Below are 18,578 nucleotides of genomic sequence, written 5' to 3' on the forward strand. Positions count from 1 at the left end.
CGGACAGCTGACGGGGACCGGAGAAGCCCTTCCGCCCGGCGGAAGCCGCCTTGTCCCCCGGTCGCCGGCGTCACGACGCTGGGTGCGACCACGGCACGCGGGGCGACGGTGCCCCGCTCTCAGGGACGGGAACGCCATGCCGCACATCACCGCCTTCGCCAGGAACCAGTGGTACGTCGTCGCCTTCGCCTACGAGATCGGGCGTGAGCTCGTCGGGCGGACCGTCCTCGGTGAGCCGCTCGTGCTCTACCGCACCGGGGAGGAAGGGGCGGTCGTCGCGCTGTCCGACCGGTGTGTGCACCGGCGGTTCCCGCTCTCGGAGAGCCGGCTCCACGGGGACCGGATCGTGTGCGGCTACCACGGGTTCACCTACGACCCGACCGGGGCGTGTGTGTCCGTGCCGGGGCAGAAGCGGATACCGCGCACCGCCCGGGTCGCCTCCTACCCGGTCGTCGAGCAGGACCTGTTCGTCTGGGTCTGGATCGGCGACCCCGCGCTCGCCGACCCGGGAGCCGTCCCGCGCGCGCCGCACATGGACTCGCCCCGCTGGACGACGGTCAGCGGCATGGAGCCCATCGACGCGGACTACGGACTCCTCGTCGACAACCTCCTCGACCTCTCGCACGAGACGTATCTGCACGGCGGCTACATCGGCACGCCCGAGGTCGCCGAGACGCCGATCGTCACCGAGGTGGACGAGGAGGCGGGGATCGTGCGGGTCTCCCGGCGCATGGACGACGCCGCGTGTCCGCCGTTCTACGCGCGGTCGACGGGCATCGCGGGCCGGATCACGCGCTGGCAGGACATCGAGTACCACGCGCCGTGCCTCTATCTGCTGCACAGCAGGATCGCTCCGGCCGGGGTCCTGCCGGAGGCGGACGGCAGCGACCCGAACGGCTTCCACACCGAGATCACGTACGCCATCACGCCGTCCGCCGAGGGCAAGGTGTACGACTTCTGGGCCGTCTCGCGCGACTTCGCCCGGTCGGACGACGAAGTCAGCTCCTTCATGCGGGACTTGAACCACACCGTCGTCATGCAGGACGTCGACGCTCTCACCGTCCTCCAGCGCACCCTCGCCACCGAGCGCGCCGGATACCAGGAACTGAGCATCGGCATCGACGCCGGCGGTCTCGCGGCGCGACGCATCCTGGCCCGGCTGGTCGAGGAGGGCGACAAGCCGGTGGAGCGGGTGCGGTGACGGGTTCGGGCGGCGAGAGCGCGTACGACGCCGAACTCGTCGTCGAGCGGACGGAGTTCGTCGCCGACGGAGTGCTCGCGCTGCGCCTGCGGCATCCGCTCGGCGGCGAACTCCCGCGCTGGGAACCGGGCGCCCACATCGACGTCCTGCTCACACCGGGACTCGAGCGGCAGTACTCCCTGTGCGGTGATCCGGCGGACCGCGGGGCATGGCGGATCGCGGTGCTGCGCGAGAAGGACGGGCGCGGCGGATCGGCCCATGTGCACGGCCGGCTGGGCGCGGGCGACACGGTCCGTGTCCGGGGCCCGCGCAACCACTTCGCGCTCGCGCCCGCCCCGCGCTACCTCTTCGTCGCGGGCGGCATCGGCATCACCCCGATCCTGCCGATGCTCGCCGCGGCCGAGGCGGCGGGCGCCGAGTGGACCCTGCTGTACGGCGGACGGACCCGCGCCTCCATGGCGTTCACCGAGGAACTGGAGCGGTACGGGGAGCGGGTCACCCTCGCGCCCCAGGACGAGTCCGGGGTGCTCGACCTGCCCTCCGTTCTCCGCGGTGTCTCCGGTGACACCCTCGTCTACTGCTGCGGTCCCGGGCCGTTGCTGGACGCGATGGAGGAGCGCTGTCCGGCCGGCTCTCTGCGCGTCGAGCGGTTCCGGCCGAAGGACCAAGGAACAGGCGGAGAAGAGGAGTTCGAGCTCGTCCTTGCGCGGTCGGGGCGGACGGTCACCGTCGCCCCGGGCGCCTCCGTCCTCGACACCGTCCGCGCCGCCGGTGTCGAGGTCCTCTTCTCCTGCACCGAGGGCACGTGCGGGACCTGCGAGACGGACGTGCTCGAAGGGACCCCGGACCACCGGGACTCGGTGCTCACGGACGAGGAGCGGGAGGCGGGCGGGACCATGCTCATCTGCGTGTCCCGCTGTCTCGGGGGACGGCTCGTCCTGGATCTGTGACCGCCAGGTCCCGCTCGATCCGCGCGACCGTGTCCAGCAGAGGGGGAAGCAGGTCGCGGCGGACGGATTCGAGGCTGTTGCGACTCGCGTGCACGGGGATGTTCGCGGCCGCCACCACGGCGCCATCCCGGTCGCGCACGGGCGCGGCGACCGAGCGCAGTCCCTCCTCCAGCTCCTGGTCGACGATGGCGTATCCCTGGCGCCGGGCACGGGTCAGTTCCGCCCTCAGCAGGTCCGGCGAGACGATCGTGCGCCCGGTCAGGGGGCGCAGATCGGCCCGCTCCAGCCGGTTGTCGATCTCGTCGTCCGTGAGGTGCGCGAGGATCACCCGGCCCACCGAGGTGGCGTGGGCCGGGAAGCGGGTCCCGACGGTGATCGCCGCCGTCATGATGCGCCGGGTCGGGACGCGGGCGACGTACACGATATCGTCGCCGTCGAGGACGCAGAGCGAGCTCGACTCCCCCACCTGTTCGGCCAGTTGCTTCAGATGGGGCTCGGCGATCTCCGGCAGCGTGAAACCGGAGAGATAGGCGTAGCCGAGTTCCAGCACGCGCGGGGTGAGCCGGAAGACACGGCCGTCCGTGTGGACGTATCCGAGATCGACCAGGGTCAGCAGGAAGCGGCGGGCCGCCGCGCGGGTCAGGTCGCTGCCGCGTGCGACCTCACTGAGGGTCATCTCCGGCCGGTCGGCGCCGAAGACGCGGATGACGGCGAGTCCGCGTTCGAAGGACCGGACGAAATGGGGCGCTCGGTCTGCTGCAGGCATCGTCGCCTCCAGAGGGACACACGGAGTGCTCTCGTCCGGGACGGGAGCACACTTCGATAACTGTCAACAATATTGTCAGCCAAGGCCATTGACCCGGCACGGACGGGGTTCTACCTTCGCGCTGAGCACCATTGTGCGGTGTGCGCACGCCCTGTCGGAACACTCTCGTCTGCACAGGAGGAGCCATGCGTCGTCTGCTCGCCGGGATCGCGGCCGGAGCCCTGCTGGTCGCCGCGTCGGCCTGCGGCTCGTCCGACGGCGGTGGCGCCTCGGACAAGAACTCTTCGTCCGGCGGTACCACCACCGTCAAGCTGGGCGTCATCCCCATCGTCGATGTCGCCCCCGTCTATCTGGGCCAGAAGAAGGGCTTCTACAAGAAGCACGGACTGACCCTGTCGATGACGCTCGCGCAGGGCGGCGCGGCGATCGTGCCGGGTGTCGTGTCGGGCCAGTTCCAGTTCGGGTTCTCCAACGTGACCTCGCTGATGATCGCCCAGTCCACCGGCGTCCCCGTGAAGGCGGTCGCGAACGGCGTCGCCTCGACGGGCGAGGCGGGCGCGGACTTCGGGGCCATCACGGTCAAGAAGGGCAGCGCCATCACGTCGGCGAAGGACCTGGAGGGCAAGAAGGTCGCCGTCAACACCCTGAAGAACATCAACGAGACGGCCGTGCGCGAGTCGGTGCGCAAGTCCGGCGGCGATCCCTCCAAGGTGAAGTTCGTCGAGCTCGCCTTCGACCAGATGCCCGCGGCCCTCGACAGCGGCCAGATCGACGCGGCGATGGTGGTCGAGCCCGCGCTCGCCACCGTCAAGAGCCAGGGCGGGACCGAGATCGCCTCCTCCCTGGTCGACGTGGCGCCGGACCTCACCGTCGCCATGTACTTCACCTCGAACCAGTACGCGCAGCAACACCCCGACGTGGTGAAGAACTTCCAGGAGGCCACCGCGGAATCCCTCGCCTACGCGGACGCGCACCCGGACGAGGTCCGGCAGATCGTCACCACGTACACCACGATCCCCGCGGCCGTGCTGGCGAAGGTCACCCTGCCGAAGTGGCCGGCCGAGGCGAACCGGGCCTCGATCGAGGCGCTGGAGAAGCTGGGCGAGCAGGACGGCCTCTTCAAGACGGCGCCCGATCTGGACAAGCTGCTGCCGTGACGCGGACGCGAGCACGTGGCGGCGGCTCCACCGGCCGGGCCGTGAACGCCGCACTGGGCGCCGCCGGGCTCGCGGCCTTCCTCGCCCTGGGTGAGGCGGTGCCGCGGCTCGGCGTCGTCAAGGAGCAGTACTTCCCGCCGACCAGCCGGATCGCGGGGGCACTCCGTGACGAGCTCGACGACGCCGCCTTCTGGACGGACCTGGGCGACACCCTCACGGGCTGGGCGCTGGGGCTGGCGATCGCGGTCGGGGCGGGGATCGTGGTCGGGGTGGTCGTCTCGGTCGTGCCGTATCTGCGCGAGGCGACCGCCTCGACGATCGAGTTCCTGCGCCCCATCCCCTCCGTGGCCCTGATCCCGCTCGCCGTCCTCCTCTACGGCACCGAGCTGCGGTCGGTGCTCCTGCTGGTCGTGTACGCGTCCTTCTGGCAGGTCCTCGTCCAGGTCATGTACGGCGTACGGGACGTGGACCCGGTGGCCGAGGAGACGGCGCGCTCCTACGGGCTCGGCCCCGCGGCCCGGGTCCGTCATGTGCTGTGGCCGACCGCGCTCCCGTACGTCATGACGGGCGTCCGGCTCGCCGCGGCCGTCGCGCTCATCCTCACGGTGACCGCCGAACTCGTCATCGGCGCGCCGGGGTTGGGCGCGCGCATCGCGGTCGCCCAGGCGTCGCAGGCGGTGCCCGAGATGTACGCGCTGATCGTGGTCACGGGTCTGCTCGGGCTGCTGATCAACGTGGGTGCCCGGTCGGTGGAGCGCTACGCACTGGCCTGGCACCAGTCGGTGCGCGGGGAGGTGTCGGTGTGACGGCCGTACCGCGCGGACCCGTCGGGCCGAGCCCGTGGGGCGGCCTCCTGCTGCGGGCGCTGTTCGTCGTCGCGCTCCCCGCACTGCTGGTCGTCCTGTGGTGGCTCGCCTCGGACGGCAGCACCAACGTCTACTGGCCCCCGCTGCGCACGATCCTCAGGACGTTCCCCGACGTCTGGACCCGCGCGCGGCTGCGCACCGATCTGGTGCCCAGCCTGCTGCGGCTGTGCGCCGGCTACGCCGCGGCGGCCGTGGCGGGGATCGGCCTCGGCACGCTGATCGGCTCGTACCGGAAGGTGCGGGCGGTGTGCGAACCGGTCCTGGAGTTCCTGCGGGCGGTGCCGCCGCCCGTCCTCGTCCCGGTCATCATGCTGTTCGCGGGCATCGGGGACACGATGAAGATCGTCGTGATCGCGAGCGGCTGCGTGTGGCCGATCCTGCTCAACACGATCGAGGGCGTGCGCGCCGTCGACCCGGTGATGTCCGAGACGGCCCGCTCGTACGGCATCACGGGCCCGGCGCGGATCCGCTCCGTCGTCCTGCCGTCCGCGAGCCCGCGGATCTTCGCGGGCCTGCGCCAGGCGCTGTCGATCGGCATCATCCTGATGGTCATCAGCGAGATGTTCGCGGCGAGCAACGGGCTCGGCTTCACCATCGTGCAGTTCCAGCGCGGCTTCGCGATCCCCGACATGTGGACCGGGATCCTCGTCCTCGGCCTGCTCGGCTTCGTCCTCTCGGTCGTCTTCCAGGCGGTCGAGCGCCGGGTCCTCGGCTGGTACCACGGTCTGCGCGACTCCTCCAGGCGGTCCCCGTGACGTCGCTCGCGAAAGGGCGGTCCATGCACGCGTCTTTGGTCGTATCCGGCCTGCGGAAGGTCTACGAGGGGTCGGGGCGCCGGGTGGAGGCGGTCCGCGATCTCACGTTCACGGTGGACGCGGGTGAACTCGTCTGTCTGGTCGGCCCGTCGGGCTGCGGCAAGACCACCCTGCTGAAGTGCGTGGGCGGTCTGCTGGCACCGACGTCGGGCACGGTGCTGCTCGGCGGCCGGCGGGTGACCGGCCCGCCGCCGGGCATGGCGTTCGTGTTCCAGGAGTACGGGCGCAGTCTGTTCCCCTGGATGAGAGTCGGCGAGAACGTCGAACTCCCCCTGAAACAGAAGAGTCTGAGTCGCTGGCAACGCAAGGACCTGGTCGACGACGCCCTGGAGTCCGTGGGCCTGGCCGACGCGGCGAGAGCCTATCCCTGGCAGTTGTCCGGCGGGATGCAGCAGCGGGTCGCCATCGCGCGGGCCCTGGCGTACGAGCCCGAGGTGCTGCTCATGGACGAGCCGTTCGCGGCGGTCGACGCGCAGACGCGCGCCGATCTGGAGGATCTGGTGCGCCGGCTGTGGCGGCAGCGCGGGATCACCGTCCTGTTCGTGACCCACGACATCGACGAGGCCGTCTATCTGGGTGAGCGGGTGCTGGTCCTCTCGGCCTCCCCCACCGTCGTACAGGAACAGTTGAAGATCGACCTGCCCGAGGAGCGGGACCAGTTGCACACCCGGGTCTCCCCGCGCTTCGCCGAGTTGCGGACCCATGTGTACGAGCAGATCCAGGCGGCGAAACGCGGGGAGCCGGTCATGAAGGACGCTCCTCCGTCCGATCGGTGAGGCTCGGGGGAAGGGTGCTCCGCGGTGCGGGTCCGCTCAGGCGCGCAGCCACGCGGCGGTGTCCGGCGGGAGGAAGCCGTCGGCGTCCAGCGGGCCGCTGTGGAGGAGGAGCCGGGAGTGCTCCGGGAGTTCGACCGGGCCGTCGGCCAGGTTGACCACGCAGAGCAGTCCGTCCGCGCGGGCGAAGGCGAGGACACCCTCGGGAGCCGGGAGCCAGGCGAACGCGCCGTCTCCGAAGCCCGGTTCGGTGCGGCGGACGCGGAGCGCGGCACGGTAGAGGCTCAGCATGGACCCGGGGTCGTCCGCCTGGCGGTCGGCGGCGTACGCGGGCCAGTTCGCGGGCTGCGGGAGCCAGGGTTCGCCGCCGAATCCGGCGTGGGGATCGCCGGCCGTCCAGGGCAGCGGGACCCGGCAGCCGTCGCGGCCCGGGTCGGTGCCGCCGGAGCGGGAGTGCATCGGGTCCTGGATGCTGTCGAGCGGCAACTCCACCTCGGGCAGACCGAGTTCCTCTCCCTGGTAGACGTAAACGGAGCCGGGCAGGGCGAGTGAGAGCAGCGCCGCCGCGCGGGCCCTGCGGGTGCCGAGAGCCAGGTCGGTGGGGGTGCCGAAGGCCTTGGTGGCGAAGTCGAAGCCGGTGTCCGTCCGGCCGTAGCGGGTGACCGTGCGCGTCACGTCGTGGTTGCAGAGCACCCAGGTGGCGGGCGCGCCGACGGGGGCGTGTTCGGCGAGCGTCTCGTCGATGGAGGTCCGCAGCCGTCCGGCGTCCCAGGGGCAGGACAGGAAGGAGAAGTTGAAGGCGGTGTGCAGTTCGTCGGGGCGCAGGTAGCGGGCGAAGCGCTCGGAGTCGGGGAGCCAGACCTCGCCGACGAAGACGCCGTCGTAGGCGTCGGCGACCGCTCGCCAGGAGCGGTAGATGTCGTGGAGTTCGTCGCGGTCGACGTACGGGTTCGGGTCGCGGCCCTCGACGAAGTCGGGCAGGTCCGGGTCCTTGGCCAGCAGCGCCGCCGAGTCGATGCGGACGCCGGCGACCCCCCGCTCGAACCAGAAGCGCAGGATCTCCTCGTGCTCACGGCGCACGGCCGGGTGGCCCCAGTTGAGGTCGGGCTGCTGGGGGGTGAAGAGGTGGAGGTACCAGTCGCCGTCGGGCAGCCGGGTCCACACCGGTTCGGTGGAGCCCGCGAACTGGGACGGCCAGTCGTTGGGGGGGAGTTCGCCTCTCTCGCCGCGTCCGGGGCGGAAGTGGAAGAGCTCGCGCTCCGGGCCGCCGGCCAGCGCCGCCCGGAACCAGGGGTGCTGGTCGGAGACGTGGTTCGGCACGATGTCGACGAGGGTGCGGATGCCGAGCTCCCGGGCCTCGGCGATGAGCTTCTCGGCCTCGGCGAGCGTCCCGAAGGCCGGGTCGATCGTGCGGTAGTCGGCGACGTCGTAGCCGCCGTCGGCCAGCGGCGAGAGGTACCAGGGGTTGAACCACAGGGCGTCCACCCCGAGTTCGGCGAGGTACGGGAGTCTGGCGCGGACGCCCGCGAGGTCGCCGGTGCCGTCGCCGTCGCCGTCCGCGAAGCTGCGGACGTACACCTGGTAGATGACGGCGGAACGCCACCACGCGGACTGATTTCGGGCAGGGCGGGGCTGTCCCACGGCGCGTTGCCTTTCGTTCGAGGAGGTCGGGTACGGGCGTCAGCCCTTGGTGCTGCCCGCGCTGATCCCGGCGATGATGTGCCGCTGGAACACCAGGAACATCACGACCATGGGGATGCTGGCGATCACCATCGCGGCGATGAGCACGGTGAGCTGGATGTTCTGCGAGAGCTGGACGAGCGCCACGCTGATGGGCTGCTTGTCGGTGTCGGAGAAGACCATCAGCGGCCAGAGGAAGTCCTGCCAGACGGCGACCAGGGCGAAGATCGACACGACTCCGAGGACGGGACGGGACATCGGCAGCACGATCGACCAGAGGATGCGCAGCTTCCCGGCGCCGTCGATCTCGGCGGCCTCCAGGACGTCGCGCGGGATCTGGTCGAAGAAGCGCTTGAGGAGATAGAGGTTGAAGGCGTTGGCGACGGCGGGCAGCCAGATGCCGAGCGGCGAGTTGAGCAGGCTGGTGTGCAGGATCGGCAGATCGGCGACGGTCAGGTACTTGGGGACCACCAGGGCCTGCACGGGGACCATCAGGGTGGCGAGGATGCCGCCGAGGATCACGTTGCCGAAGGCGGGCTTCAGTTTGGACAGGGCGTAGGCGGCGGCGGTGCAGAAGACGAGTTGCAGCAGCCAGGCGCCCGTGGCCTGGACGACGGTGTTCCACAGGTGGGTGGGCAGGTCCATCAGGTCCCACGCGTCGGTGTAGCCGCCGAGGTGCCACTGCTGCGGCAGCAGGGTGGGCGGCGTGCGCGTGACCTCGTCCGGCGACTTCATGGCGCCGGTCACCATCCAGTAGACGGGGAAGAGGAAGGCCAGCGCGAAGAGCAGGACGACGCCGCCGAAGACGGTCCAGTAGACGGCCCTGCCGCGGGGGCGGGCCAGGGTGAGCGGAGAGATCAGGGTGCGGGTGCTCACGCGTCCTCCCCTTCGGAGCGGGTCAGCCGCAGATAGAGGGCGGAGAAGGCGCTGAGCAGGACGAGCAGCATGACGCTCAGCGCGCAGGCTCCGCCGAAGTCGTTGTAGAGGAAGGCGTACTTGTAGATCAGGTAGAGCACGGTGACGGTCTTGTCCTCGGGGCCGCCGCCGGTGATCACGAACGGTTCGGTGAACACCTGCATGGTGGCGATGATCTGAAGCAGCATCAGCATGAGGATGATGAAGCGCGTCTGCGGGATCGTCACGTGCCGGATGCGCTGGAGCAGGTTGGCGCCGTCCAGTTCGGCCGCCTCGTACAGCTCGCCGGGGATGCTCTGGAGGGCGGCGAGGTAGATGAGGACGGTGCCGCCGAGGTTGGCCCAGGTGGCGACGATGACCAGGGAGACGAGCGCGGTGTCGGCGCCGTTGGACCAGTTCGAGGTCGGCAGGTGCAGGGCGCGCAGCGCCTCGTTGGCGAGGCCGGCTCCGGGATCGTAGAACCACTTCCACAGCAGGGCGCTGACCACGGGCGGGATCATCACCGGGAGGTAGACCACGACCCGGAAGAACGCCTTGGCGTGCCGCAGTTCATTGAGGACGAGCGCCATCACGAAGGGGACGGCGAAGCCGATGAGCAGGGCGAGGAGGGTGAAGGTGAAGGTGTTGCGCCAGGCGGCCGTGAACTCCGGGTCGTGGAAGACCCGGGTGAAGTTGGCGGTGCCGACCCACTCGCCGCCGCTGCCCGGCGTGTACTTCTGGAAGGCGATCACGACGGCGCGGATCGCCGGGTACCAGGAGAACAGGGCGAAACAGAGCAGGCCCCCGGCGAGGAAGGCGTAGGCGCGGAACTGGTCGGCCAGGCGCCGCGGTCCCCCGGTCCGGCGCCCGGCCGACCGCGGCGCCTCCGGCGCGCCGAGGGCGGCCGGAGGGAGCACTGCGGGGGGCTTCGATGCGGTCTTCATGAACGGTGTCAGCCTCGGGCCAGGATGGAGTCGATCTTGCCGGAGGCGTCCTTGAGGAGCTGGTCGATGTCGGCGTCCTTCTTGGTGAGGACCGCGGACACGGCGGCGTCGAGGACGGAGTAGATCTGCTGGGCCTGCGGGGGCTCGATCTTCATCTCCAGGCTCTGGTTGCCGTCGAGGAAGGCCTGGTAGTTCTCCACCGGCACGTTCGCGTTCGCCTTCTTGACCTCCTGGTCCTTGGCGTCCGCGGCGCCGGTGAACAGACGCGGCTCGGGCAGGCCGACGGGCGCGTTGTTCTGCTTGGCTCGGGCGTAGTCACCGAGGAAGCCGTCGCCGGGCGTCAGGAACATGGAGTCGAGCCACTTGAGGCCCGCCTTGATCTGGGCCGGCGTGGCCTTCTTGTTGAACATGTAGCCGTCGCCGCCGATGAGGGTTCCCTTGCCGCCGGGCATCGGGGCCAGGGCGAGGTCGTTGTAGTTCCCGCCCTTCTCCTTGACGAGGATCGGGATGTTGTCGGGCGCGGAGAGGTACATGCCGAGCTTGCCGGAGCCCATCATCTGCTGCACGTCGTTGATGACGAGGAGCTGCTTGCTGCCCATGGAGTTGTCGCTCCAGCGCATGTCCTTCAGGTTCTGCAGGACCGCCTTGCCCTCGGCCGTGTCGACGTTCGCCTTCTTGCCGTCCTCGGAGACGACGTCGCCGCCCTGCGAGTAGAGCTCTGCGGTGAAGTGCCAGCCGCCCTGGTTCTGGGCGCTGTAGTCGGCGTATCCGACCGTTCCGTTGCCGAGCGCGGCGATCTTCTTGGCGTCCGCGCGCAGCTCCTCCCAGGTGGCCGGCGGAGTGTCGGGGTCGAGGCCGGCCTTCTTGAAGAGGGCCTTGTTGTAGATGAGGCCCATCGAGTAGCCGGTGCGCGGGATGCCGTAGATCTTGCCGTCCACGGTGTAGATGTCGCGCAGTTGCTGCTGGATGGTGCTGTAGCTCTTGAGGTCCTTGACGTACTGCGTGATGTCGGCGGCCTGGTTGACGTCGACGACGTGCTTGGCGTCGGTGAAGTACGTGTAGAACACGTCCTCCATCTGGCCGCCGGCGAGCTTGGCGTCGAAGGTCTTGGGGTCCTGACACGGGAACGCGTCGTGCATGACGACGTCGATGTCCGGGTTGGCCTTCTCGAAGGCGGCGGTGTCGGCGTCGAAGAACGAGCGGTCGGTCTTGGCGCTCTTCGGCGGCTCGCAGTTGACGGTGATGCGGGTCTTTCCGTTGGCCGCATCGTCGTCGTCACTCGAACCGCACGCGGTGGCGGTGAGCGCGACGGAGGACGCCATGAGCATGACGAAGGTACGGCGGAACCCGGTACTTCTCATTGGTGGACCCCTTCGGGCTGGAGCGAGGAAGGCCCACGGCGGGCGTGCCGCCGTGTTCTGGCGCCGCACACTCAAGCACCGACGACATCCGTCCGCAAGATGTCGCGCAGAATCTGTAATTATTTGACAGAGGCTGGGGGTCTCCGCGGCAGGTGGTTGCGTAGCGGAGTCAAGGACCCCGGTACGAGCGCCGGGCCGCCGCGTGGTGCGACGACCCGGTGACCGGCGCCGGCCGGCGCTCACCCGGGGCTCAGCCGCGGGGCGCCTGAGCGGTCGACCCGCGCACCACCAGCTCCGGCTCGAACAAAAGCTCCTCGGGGGTGACACTGCTGCCGCCGATCTGCGCGTTCAGCAGTTCCACCGCGGCGCGCCCCATGGCCTCGATGGGCTGGCGGACCGTCGTCAGCGGGGGTTCGGTGCAGTTCATGAACGCCGAGTCGTCGTACCCGACGACGGAGATCTCGCCGGGGACGCTGAGTCCCTTGCGGCGGGCAGCCCGCACGGCACCGAGCGCGAGCGGGTCGCTGGCGCAGATGATGCCGGTGACTCCCTGGTCGAGCAGCCTGGTGGCCGCGGCCTGGCCGCCCTCCAGCGAGAACATCGCGCGTGCCACGTACGCGTCCGGCAACTGCGGGGCGAGGGCGCGCGCGGCCGCGAGCTTGCGGCCCGAGGGCATGTGGTCGCCGGGACCGAGGACGAGTCCGATCCGCTCGTGGCCGAGCGAGTCGAGATGGCGCCACGCCTGCTCGACGGCCACGGCGTCGTCGCAAGAGACGCACGGGAAGCCGAGGTGCTCGATGGCCGCGTTGACCAGCACCACCGGAATGTTGCGGTCCGCGAGCTCGCGGTAGTGGTCGTGGGGCGCGTCGGCCTGCGCGTACAGACCGCCCGCGAACACCACCCCGGAGACCTGCTGCTGGAGCAGGAGATCGACGTAGTCCGCCTCGGAGACCCCGCCCTTGGTCTGGGTGCACAGCACCGGGGTGAGGCCGAGCTGGGCGAGCGCTCCGCCGATCACCTCGGCGAAGGCCGGGAAGATCGGGTTCTGCAGCTCGGGCAGGACGAGCCCGACGAGCCGCGCGCGTTCACCGCGCAGCTGGGTCGGCCGCTCGTAGCCGAGCACGTCCAGGGCGGACAGGACCGCCTGACGGGTGGAGTCGGAGACACCCGGCTTGCCGTTGAGCACCCGGCTGACCGTGGCCTCGCTGACCCCGACCTTCTTCGCCACCTGAGCAAGTCGTCGCGTCATGCGCGCAAGAATAGCGCAAGAAATGCAAGTTGCTTGCGTAAGACTTCGGCCGGTTCCTGACCGTGGATCGCTCAGGGAGCCGCCCACAGGCCCCGGACATGACCCAGGTGGCGCGTCATCACCGCGTGCACGGCGCGCTCGTCGCGATCCACGAGGGCGTCGAGGAGTTCCAGGTGCTCGCGGGCCGAGGCCTCCAGCCGGCCCGCCCGGACCAGGGCGTCGAGACCGTACAGCCGTGAGCGCTTGCGCAGATCACCGACGACCTCGACCAGATGCGAGTTGCCCGCGAGGGCCAGCAGTCCGAGGTGGAAGCGGATGTCCGCCTCCACGTAGGCGATGAGGTCGCCGGCGGCCGCCGCCGTCACGATCTCGCGGGCGGCCGGACGCAGCGCCTCCAGCGACACGGGATCGGCCGTGGTGGCCAGCCGTACGACGGTGGGGATCTCGATGAGCGAGCGGATGTGGGTGTACTCGTCGAGCTGCTTCTCGGAGACCTCCGTGACCCGGAATCCCTTGTTCGGGACCGTGTCGACCAGACCCTCCTTGGCCAGGTCGAGCATGGCCTCACGGACCGGCGTCGCCGAGACGCCGAACCGGGCGGCCAGGGTCGGCGCCGAGTAGACCTCGCCGGGACGCAGCTCGCCCGCGATCAGCGCGGCGCGCAGCGCGTCGGCCACGCGCTCGCGGTAGCTGCTCCGCCTGCCGCCCAGCGTGGGCAGGTCGGGAGCTGCTGAGGGTGCGCTGCTGCGCTGGGCGGCCATCAAGCTCTCCTCGTACGGGCCGGCGCGCCGTCGTTCCCTCGCGCCGGAATCCTGTGCCATGTCACGTCCTACTCGGACCAGTATCTACGCCCCGAGCCGGAGCCGCTCACAGGACGAACCCGGCCGGGAACGGGTCCGAGGGGTCGAGCAGGTACTGGGCGGTTCCGGTGATCCACGCGCGCCCCGTGAAGCTGGGCAGCACGGCGGGCACTCCTGCGACCTCGGTGGTGCCGAGCAGCCGCCCGGTGAACCGCGTCCCGATGAAGGACTCGTTCACGAACTCGGTGTCCAGCGGGAGTTCACCCCGGGCGTGGAGCTGGGCCATGCGCGCGCTGGTGCCCGTACCGCAGGGCGAGCGGTCGAACCAGCCGGGGTGGATCACCATCGCGTGCCGCGAGGAGCGGGCCGTCGCGCCGGGCGCGTACAGGTGGACGTGGTGGCAGCCGCGGATGGACGGGTCCTCGGGGTGCACGGGCTCGCCCTCGGCGTTGACGGCGTCCATGAGCGCGAGTCCCGCCGCGAGGATCTCGTCCTTGCGGGAGCGGTCGAAGGGCAGGCCGAACTGCTCCAGCGGCAGGATCGCGTAGAAGTTCCCGCCGTAGGCCAGGTCGTACGTCACCGTGCGGCCGTCGGCGAGCGTGGCCTTGCGGTCGAGGCCGACGGCGAAGGACGGCACGTTCCTGAGCGTGACCTCCTTGGCCGCGCCGTCCTCCACGGCGACCTCGGCGACGACGAGACCCGCGGGGGTGTCGAGCCGGATCGTGGTGACCGGCTCGACGACCTCGACCATGCCGGTCTCCACCAGGACGGTCGCCACACCGATCGTGCCGTGTCCGCACATCGGCAGATAGCCCGACACCTCGATGTAGATCACGCCGTAGTCGCAGTCCGGTCGGGTGGGCGGCTGGAGGACGGCCCCGCTCATCGCCGCGTGGCCGCGCGGCTCGTTCATCAGGAGCTGTCTGATGTCGTCTCGGTGCTCGCGGAAGTGGAGGCGCCGCTCGTTCATGGTCGCGCCCGCGACCGTGCCGATCCCGCCCGTGATCACCCGGGTCGGCATGCCCTCGGTGTGCGAGTCGACGGCGTGCAGGACGAGTTTGCTGCGCATGGGACTCCTGAGTGAGGTGGGCGGACGCGGTGGGAGGGTGCCGGCTCAGGCGAGTCCGGCGGCGACGGCACGGTCCGTCGCCCGGCGCACGGCGGCCTCCTGTTCGGGCAGCAGCGGGACGCGCGGCGGCCGGACCGGACCGCCGTGGCGGCCGACGATGTCCATGGACAGCTTGATGGCCTGGACGAACTCGAGCTGGGAGTCCCAGCGCAGCAGCGGGTGCAGCAGCCGGTAGAGCTTGCCCGCCGTGTCCAGGTCACCGGCGACGGCCGCGCGGTAGAGCTCGACGCTCGCCCGGGGCAGCGCGTTCGGGTATCCGGCCACCCAGCCCTTGGCACCGGCCACGGCGAGTTCGAGGAGGACGTCGTCGGCGCCGATCAACAGGTCGAGTTCCGGAGCGAGTTCGGCGATGCGGTAGGCACGGCGCACATCACCGGAGAACTCCTTGACCGCCTGGACGAATCCGGCGGCGTGCAGCTTCGCGAGGAATTCGGGCACCAGGTCGACCTTGGTGTCGATCGGGTTGTTGTACGCGACGACCGGGATGCCCGCCCGGGAGACCTCCTCGTAATGGGCGAGGACGGAACGGTCGTCCGCGCGATAGGAGTTGGGCGGCAGCAGCATCACGGCGCCGCAGCCCGCGTCCCTGGCCTGCTCGGCCCAGCGGCGGGCCTCCGCCGAGCCGTAGGCGGCGACGCCGGGCATCACCCGGGAGCCGCCGATCGCGGCGACGGCGGTCTCGACGACCTTGGCGCGCTCCTCGAGGGTGAGCACCTGGTACTCACCTAGGGAGCCGTTCGGCACGACGCCGTCGCAGCCGTTCTCGACGAGCCAGGCGCAGTGCTCGGCGTACCGGCCGTGGTCGACGCCGAGGTCGTCGTTCAGCGGCAGCGCGGTGGCGACGAGGACTCCACGCCAAGGACGTCCGCTGTCGGAGGTGTCGGTCATCGGGTGCTCATCCCTTCCATAGGGTGTGACATTCCTATGTGACATTTCACTGTTGGTCGAAGTGAGTCGCGGCAGGGCGGGAAGCGCGTGGTGCGGGGAGCGCGTGGTGGGTGCGGGGAGGGGCGGTGGGTGCCGGGAGGGGGCGGTCCGGGTGCCGGGAGCCTCCTTCCGGGGCTGCCGGGGAGGGTCATCACGGCCCGGGAGGCGAGTCCCCGCCCGGTGGCCCGTCGTCGGCGTCCGAACCGGCGCGGGCGAGGACGCCGAGCGGTACCGGGCGCGCCAACAACCGCCGTACGGGCGCCTGTTCGCAGCCCGCGAGTCCGGCGACGGCGGGTTCGCAGATCCGGCCCTGACACCAGCCCATTCCGGCACGGGTGAGCAGCTTGACCGTGCGCACGTCGCGCGCGCCGAGGTCATTCACCGCCTCACGGACGCGCCCGGCCGTGACCTCCTCGCAGCGGCAGACGACGGTGTCGTCGGTCACCTGGTCCGTCCAGTGGGCGGGCGGTTCGTACACGGCGTCGAGCGCGGAGGCGAACGCTCGCGCTCTCGTCCGGGCCCTCACCGCCCGGGCGGCCGACCGCTGATCGGGCGCGATGCCCCGAAGGCGCGCGGCCACCGACCGGCCCGCGAGATGCCCCTCGGCCAGGGAGAGCGCGGCGCCGCCGATCCCCGTCGCCTCACCGGCGGCCCAGACGCCGGGCACGTCGGTGCGCTGCTCGTCGTCCACGTCGACCCCCGCCGCCTCGACACGGCAGCCGAGCGCTTCGGCGAGATCGGTGTGCGGGACCATCCCGTGCCCGACGGCGAGCGTGTCGCACGCGATGCGGCGCCCGCTTTTGGGCCGTACCCGCCCGTCGGGGCCGAGCGCGGCGACGGTGACGGCTTCGAGCCGCCCCTCGCCATGGGCTTCCACGACCGTGTGGCGCGGGACGAACGGGACGCGGTGGCGCAGAAGCCGGGCCGCGTACAGGACCGCCTCGGCGACCTTGCCCGGCTCGGCCACCGACGCCCGCGCGGCACGCGGCAGCCTTCTCGGGTCGAGGGATTCCACGAGCGCGGCGACCTCGACCCCGGCGGCGGCGAGGGAGGTCGCCACGGGCAGCAGCAGCGGTCCGCCGCCCGCGACGACGGCCCTGCGGCCCGGCACGACGAGACCGCCCTTGAGCATGGCCTGGGCCCCGCCCGCGCTCACGACTCCCGGCAGGGTCCAGCCGGGGAAGGGCAGCACCTTCTCGTATCCGCCCGTGGCGAGCAGCAGGGCGTCGGCGCGCACGGCGACGGAGTCCTCCTGGAGCGGGCCGAGGAGTGCGTGGACGGTGAATCGCGTCGGTGCGCCGGCCGTCGCCGCGCTCCGCTCCGCGAGCCAGACATGATGGTCCCTCAAGTGCCGGATCGTGCCGGCTTCCAGGTGTGCGGCGAGCCCGTGCTCCATGCGTTCCCAGGTGCGCCACCCGTGGTGCAGCGCGCGGGGCCGCCGGGCGCCGAGACCGTCGGCGGGCCGGCGGTAGAACTGCCCGCCCGCCGCCACGGCCGAGTCGATCAGCGTCACACGGATGCCGCGCGCCGCGGCGGCCAGGGACGCGGCGAGACCGGCCGGGCCCGCGCCGATCACCGCGAGGTGGTGGGGTCCGTCAGTCATCGTGGCCGGTGCCCTCCTGTGTGCGGATCGCGTCGCCCGGCGTCAACGTGACGAGACAAGCCCGTTGATTGGGGCGGTCGTTGACGGTGACGAGGCAGTCGAAGCAGACGCCGATGCCGCAGAAGACACCGCGGGGCCGGCCCGCGTCACGGGTGCTGCGCCACGAGGTGATGCCCTCGGCCCACAGCGCGGCGGCGACGGTCCGGCCGGGCAGCACCTCGACGGCCCGGCCGTCGAGGGTGACGGTGAAGGCGGCGCCGGGTTCGGCCTGTACGAGGTCCAGGGGGTTCACACGGCCTCCTCGGTGAAGCGGTCGGGCCGGAAGGGTGCGAGGTCCAGGGCGGGAGCACGACCCGCCAGGACCTGCGCGATCAACTGCCCGGTGCCGGTGGACAGTCCGATGCCGGCCCCCTCGTGCCCGCAGGCGTGGAAGAGACCGGGCGCCCTGGGGTCCGGGCCGATGGCGGGCAGATGGTCGGGCAGGTAGGGCCGGAATCCCAGGTAGGTCCGCAGGGCGCGCACCCGTGCGAGGAACGGGAAGAGCCGGGTGGCACCCGCGGCCAGCTCCCGTACGACGGGCAGCGAGAACGACCGGTCGAAGCCGACCCGTTCGCGGCTCGCGCCGATCAGGACCGGCCCGGCCGCGGTCCCCTCCACCACCGGTGAGGTCTGCAGCGCGGCCGAGTCACTGGCGACGTCGGCGACGTAGTCCGCGGCGTACACCTTGTGGCGCACCCGGCGCGGCAGGGGCTCGGTGACGAGGACGAATCCCCTGCGGGGCAGGACGGGGAGCGTGACGCCCGCGAGCGAGGCCACTTCGCCGCCCCAGGTACCGGCCGCGTTGACCACGGCGGGTGCGTGCAGGTCTCCCCGGTCGGTGCGCACCCCGCGGACCGAACCGTCCCTCGCGCGCAGCACCTCGGTCACGGTGCGCCCCGTCATCAGGCGGGCCCCCGATGCCCGGAGAAGGCGTGCGGCCGCCAGGGCGGGCATCACCTGGGTGTCCTGGGGATAGCGGACGCCGCCCGCGAGGCCCGGTGCCAAGTACGGCTCCAGGTCGTGCAGTTGGCCGGCGGCGACCGGTTCGGCCAGCACACCGGCCGCCCGCTGGCCCGCCGCGAAGGTCTCCAGCGCGGCCAGCCCTTCGGGGGTGGACGCCACGACGACGCCCCCTTTGGCCTCGTACTCGACCGCCTTCCCGCACTCCTCGGCGAGGTCGGCCCACAGGCGCCCGGAGAGCAGGGCGAGGTCGAGTTCGGGTCCGGGTTCCTTGTCGGAGACGAGCAGATTCCCCTCACCCGCTCCGGTCGTGCCGCCGGACACGGGGCCGCGGTCCACCACGGCGACGGCGAGACCTTCGCAAGCCGCGTACAAGGCACAGGCGGCGCCCACCATTCCGGCACCGACGATCACGACATCGCAGGCAACAGGCTGACTCACGTCAGTACTATGTCACATACTTC

18 protein-coding genes are annotated in these 18,578 nt (G+C 71.1%); 6 read left to right on the forward strand and 12 right to left on the reverse strand.

Features of this window, described 5'->3' with window-relative positions; translation table 11 throughout:
- Nucleotides 1-136 precede the first annotated feature (136 nt).
- Complete coding sequence (locus ACFYYF_RS04775; RefSeq protein WP_388771401.1) at nt 137-1,201, forward strand: Rieske 2Fe-2S domain-containing protein; 1,065 nt, start codon at nt 137-139, stop codon at nt 1,199-1,201.
- A complete protein-coding gene (locus tag ACFYYF_RS04780; protein ID WP_388771403.1) occupies nt 1,198-2,151 on the forward strand; it encodes a PDR/VanB family oxidoreductase in 954 nt (317 codons plus the stop codon). The genes ACFYYF_RS04775 and ACFYYF_RS04780 overlap by 4 nt, the downstream gene beginning before the upstream one ends.
- On the opposite strand, the gene ACFYYF_RS04785 is transcribed toward ACFYYF_RS04780, so the two are convergent.
- Nucleotides 2,102-2,917 carry an IclR family transcriptional regulator C-terminal domain-containing protein gene (locus tag ACFYYF_RS04785; RefSeq protein ID WP_388771406.1) on the reverse strand — a complete coding sequence of 272 codons (816 nt, stop codon included), beginning with the start codon at nt 2,915-2,917 and terminating at the stop codon, nt 2,102-2,104. The two genes, ACFYYF_RS04780 and ACFYYF_RS04785, sit on opposite strands and share 50 nt — an antisense overlap.
- A 185-nt stretch (nt 2,918-3,102) precedes the next feature.
- Between ACFYYF_RS04785 and ACFYYF_RS04790 the strand changes: the two genes are divergently transcribed.
- The 4 genes from ACFYYF_RS04790 to ACFYYF_RS04805 are packed head-to-tail and all read left to right on the forward strand — an operon-like array spanning nt 3,103 to nt 6,531.
- Complete coding sequence (locus tag ACFYYF_RS04790; RefSeq protein ID WP_388771409.1) at nt 3,103-4,074, forward strand: ABC transporter substrate-binding protein; 972 nt, start codon at nt 3,103-3,105, stop codon at nt 4,072-4,074.
- The gene (locus ACFYYF_RS04795; protein WP_388771411.1) at nt 4,071-4,880 is read left to right on the forward strand and encodes an ABC transporter permease; all 810 of its coding nucleotides are present in this window, start codon (nt 4,071-4,073) and stop codon (nt 4,878-4,880) included. Before ACFYYF_RS04790 ends, ACFYYF_RS04795 begins: the two co-directional genes overlap by 4 nt.
- Entirely contained in the window at nt 4,877-5,695 is an 819-nt protein-coding gene (locus tag ACFYYF_RS04800; protein WP_388771413.1) for an ABC transporter permease, read from the forward strand. The genes ACFYYF_RS04795 and ACFYYF_RS04800 overlap by 4 nt, the downstream gene beginning before the upstream one ends.
- Before the next feature lie 23 nt (nt 5,696-5,718).
- Nucleotides 5,719-6,531: an ABC transporter ATP-binding protein gene (locus ACFYYF_RS04805; RefSeq protein WP_388771415.1), complete on the forward strand. Its 813-nt coding sequence runs from the start codon at nt 5,719-5,721 to the stop codon at nt 6,529-6,531.
- 36 nt (nt 6,532-6,567) lie between these two features.
- Here ACFYYF_RS04805 and ACFYYF_RS04810 read toward each other — a convergent pair whose 3' ends face one another.
- The 11 genes from ACFYYF_RS04810 to ACFYYF_RS04860 form a co-directional block, all read right to left on the reverse strand.
- Nucleotides 6,568-8,169 (reverse strand): glycoside hydrolase family 13 protein, encoded by a 1,602-nt coding sequence (locus ACFYYF_RS04810; protein ID WP_388771417.1) that lies wholly within the window; start codon nt 8,167-8,169, stop codon nt 6,568-6,570.
- 39 nt (nt 8,170-8,208) lie between these two features.
- A complete protein-coding gene (locus ACFYYF_RS04815) occupies nt 8,209-9,084 on the reverse strand; it encodes a carbohydrate ABC transporter permease (RefSeq protein WP_361687249.1) in 876 nt (291 codons plus the stop codon).
- Nucleotides 9,081-10,046 (reverse strand): carbohydrate ABC transporter permease, encoded by a 966-nt coding sequence (locus ACFYYF_RS04820; protein ID WP_388771420.1) that lies wholly within the window; start codon nt 10,044-10,046, stop codon nt 9,081-9,083. The genes ACFYYF_RS04815 and ACFYYF_RS04820 overlap by 4 nt, the downstream gene beginning before the upstream one ends.
- A gap of 8 nt (nt 10,047-10,054) precedes the next feature.
- Nucleotides 10,055-11,407, reverse strand: coding sequence for an ABC transporter substrate-binding protein (locus tag ACFYYF_RS04825; RefSeq protein WP_388771422.1), 1,353 nt, complete (start codon nt 11,405-11,407; stop codon nt 10,055-10,057).
- A gap of 250 nt (nt 11,408-11,657) precedes the next feature.
- Entirely contained in the window at nt 11,658-12,656 is a 999-nt protein-coding gene (locus ACFYYF_RS04830) for a LacI family DNA-binding transcriptional regulator (protein ID WP_388771424.1), read from the reverse strand.
- 71 nt (nt 12,657-12,727) lie between these two features.
- Entirely contained in the window at nt 12,728-13,417 is a 690-nt protein-coding gene (locus ACFYYF_RS04835; protein ID WP_388771589.1) for a GntR family transcriptional regulator, read from the reverse strand.
- Nucleotides 13,418-13,523: 106 nt separating this feature from the next.
- On the reverse strand, nt 13,524-14,525 hold the full coding sequence (locus tag ACFYYF_RS04840) for a proline racemase family protein (RefSeq protein ID WP_388771427.1): 1,002 nt from the start codon (nt 14,523-14,525) through the stop codon (nt 13,524-13,526).
- 45 nt (nt 14,526-14,570) lie between these two features.
- A complete protein-coding gene (locus ACFYYF_RS04845) occupies nt 14,571-15,473 on the reverse strand; it encodes a dihydrodipicolinate synthase family protein (RefSeq protein ID WP_388771429.1) in 903 nt (300 codons plus the stop codon).
- A 190-nt stretch (nt 15,474-15,663) separates the two neighbouring features.
- Nucleotides 15,664-17,115 carry an FAD-dependent oxidoreductase gene (locus tag ACFYYF_RS04850; RefSeq protein ID WP_388771432.1) on the reverse strand — a complete coding sequence of 484 codons (1,452 nt, stop codon included), beginning with the start codon at nt 17,113-17,115 and terminating at the stop codon, nt 15,664-15,666.
- Complete coding sequence (locus ACFYYF_RS04855) at nt 17,108-17,407, reverse strand: (2Fe-2S)-binding protein (protein WP_388771435.1); 300 nt, start codon at nt 17,405-17,407, stop codon at nt 17,108-17,110. Before ACFYYF_RS04855 ends, ACFYYF_RS04850 begins: the two co-directional genes overlap by 8 nt.
- Entirely contained in the window at nt 17,404-18,555 is a 1,152-nt protein-coding gene (locus tag ACFYYF_RS04860) for an NAD(P)/FAD-dependent oxidoreductase (RefSeq protein ID WP_388771437.1), read from the reverse strand. The genes ACFYYF_RS04855 and ACFYYF_RS04860 overlap by 4 nt, the downstream gene beginning before the upstream one ends.
- Nucleotides 18,556-18,578: the final 23 nt, after the last annotated feature.

The organism is Streptomyces sp. NPDC001914, from assembly GCF_042891215.1.
GTDB lineage: Bacteria > Actinomycetota > Actinomycetes > Streptomycetales > Streptomycetaceae > Streptomyces.

Excerpts from the sequence above, each read along its gene's own strand:
- ACFYYF_RS04830 (WP_388771424.1), bottom strand. The coding sequence starts at position 12,656 with ATGACGCGACGACTTGCTCAGGTGGCGAAGAAGGTCGGGGTCAGCGAG.
- ACFYYF_RS04805 (WP_388771415.1), top strand. The coding sequence starts at position 5,719 with ATGCACGCGTCTTTGGTCGTATCCGGCCTGCGGAAGGTCTACGAGGGG.
- ACFYYF_RS04845 (WP_388771429.1), bottom strand. The coding sequence starts at position 15,473 with ATGACCGACACCTCCGACAGCGGACGTCCTTGGCGTGGAGTCCTCGTC.
- ACFYYF_RS04840 (WP_388771427.1), bottom strand. The coding sequence starts at position 14,525 with ATGCGCAGCAAACTCGTCCTGCACGCCGTCGACTCGCACACCGAGGGC.
- ACFYYF_RS04820 (WP_388771420.1), bottom strand. The coding sequence starts at position 10,046 with ATGAAGACCGCATCGAAGCCCCCCGCAGTGCTCCCTCCGGCCGCCCTC.
- ACFYYF_RS04775 (WP_388771401.1), top strand. The coding sequence starts at position 137 with ATGCCGCACATCACCGCCTTCGCCAGGAACCAGTGGTACGTCGTCGCC.
- ACFYYF_RS04790 (WP_388771409.1), top strand. The coding sequence starts at position 3,103 with ATGCGTCGTCTGCTCGCCGGGATCGCGGCCGGAGCCCTGCTGGTCGCC.
- ACFYYF_RS04825 (WP_388771422.1), bottom strand. The coding sequence starts at position 11,407 with ATGAGAAGTACCGGGTTCCGCCGTACCTTCGTCATGCTCATGGCGTCC.
- ACFYYF_RS04785 (WP_388771406.1), bottom strand. The coding sequence starts at position 2,917 with ATGCCTGCAGCAGACCGAGCGCCCCATTTCGTCCGGTCCTTCGAACGC.
- ACFYYF_RS04835 (WP_388771589.1), bottom strand. The coding sequence starts at position 13,417 with ATGGCCGCCCAGCGCAGCAGCGCACCCTCAGCAGCTCCCGACCTGCCC.
- ACFYYF_RS04850 (WP_388771432.1), bottom strand. The coding sequence starts at position 17,115 with ATGACTGACGGACCCCACCACCTCGCGGTGATCGGCGCGGGCCCGGCC.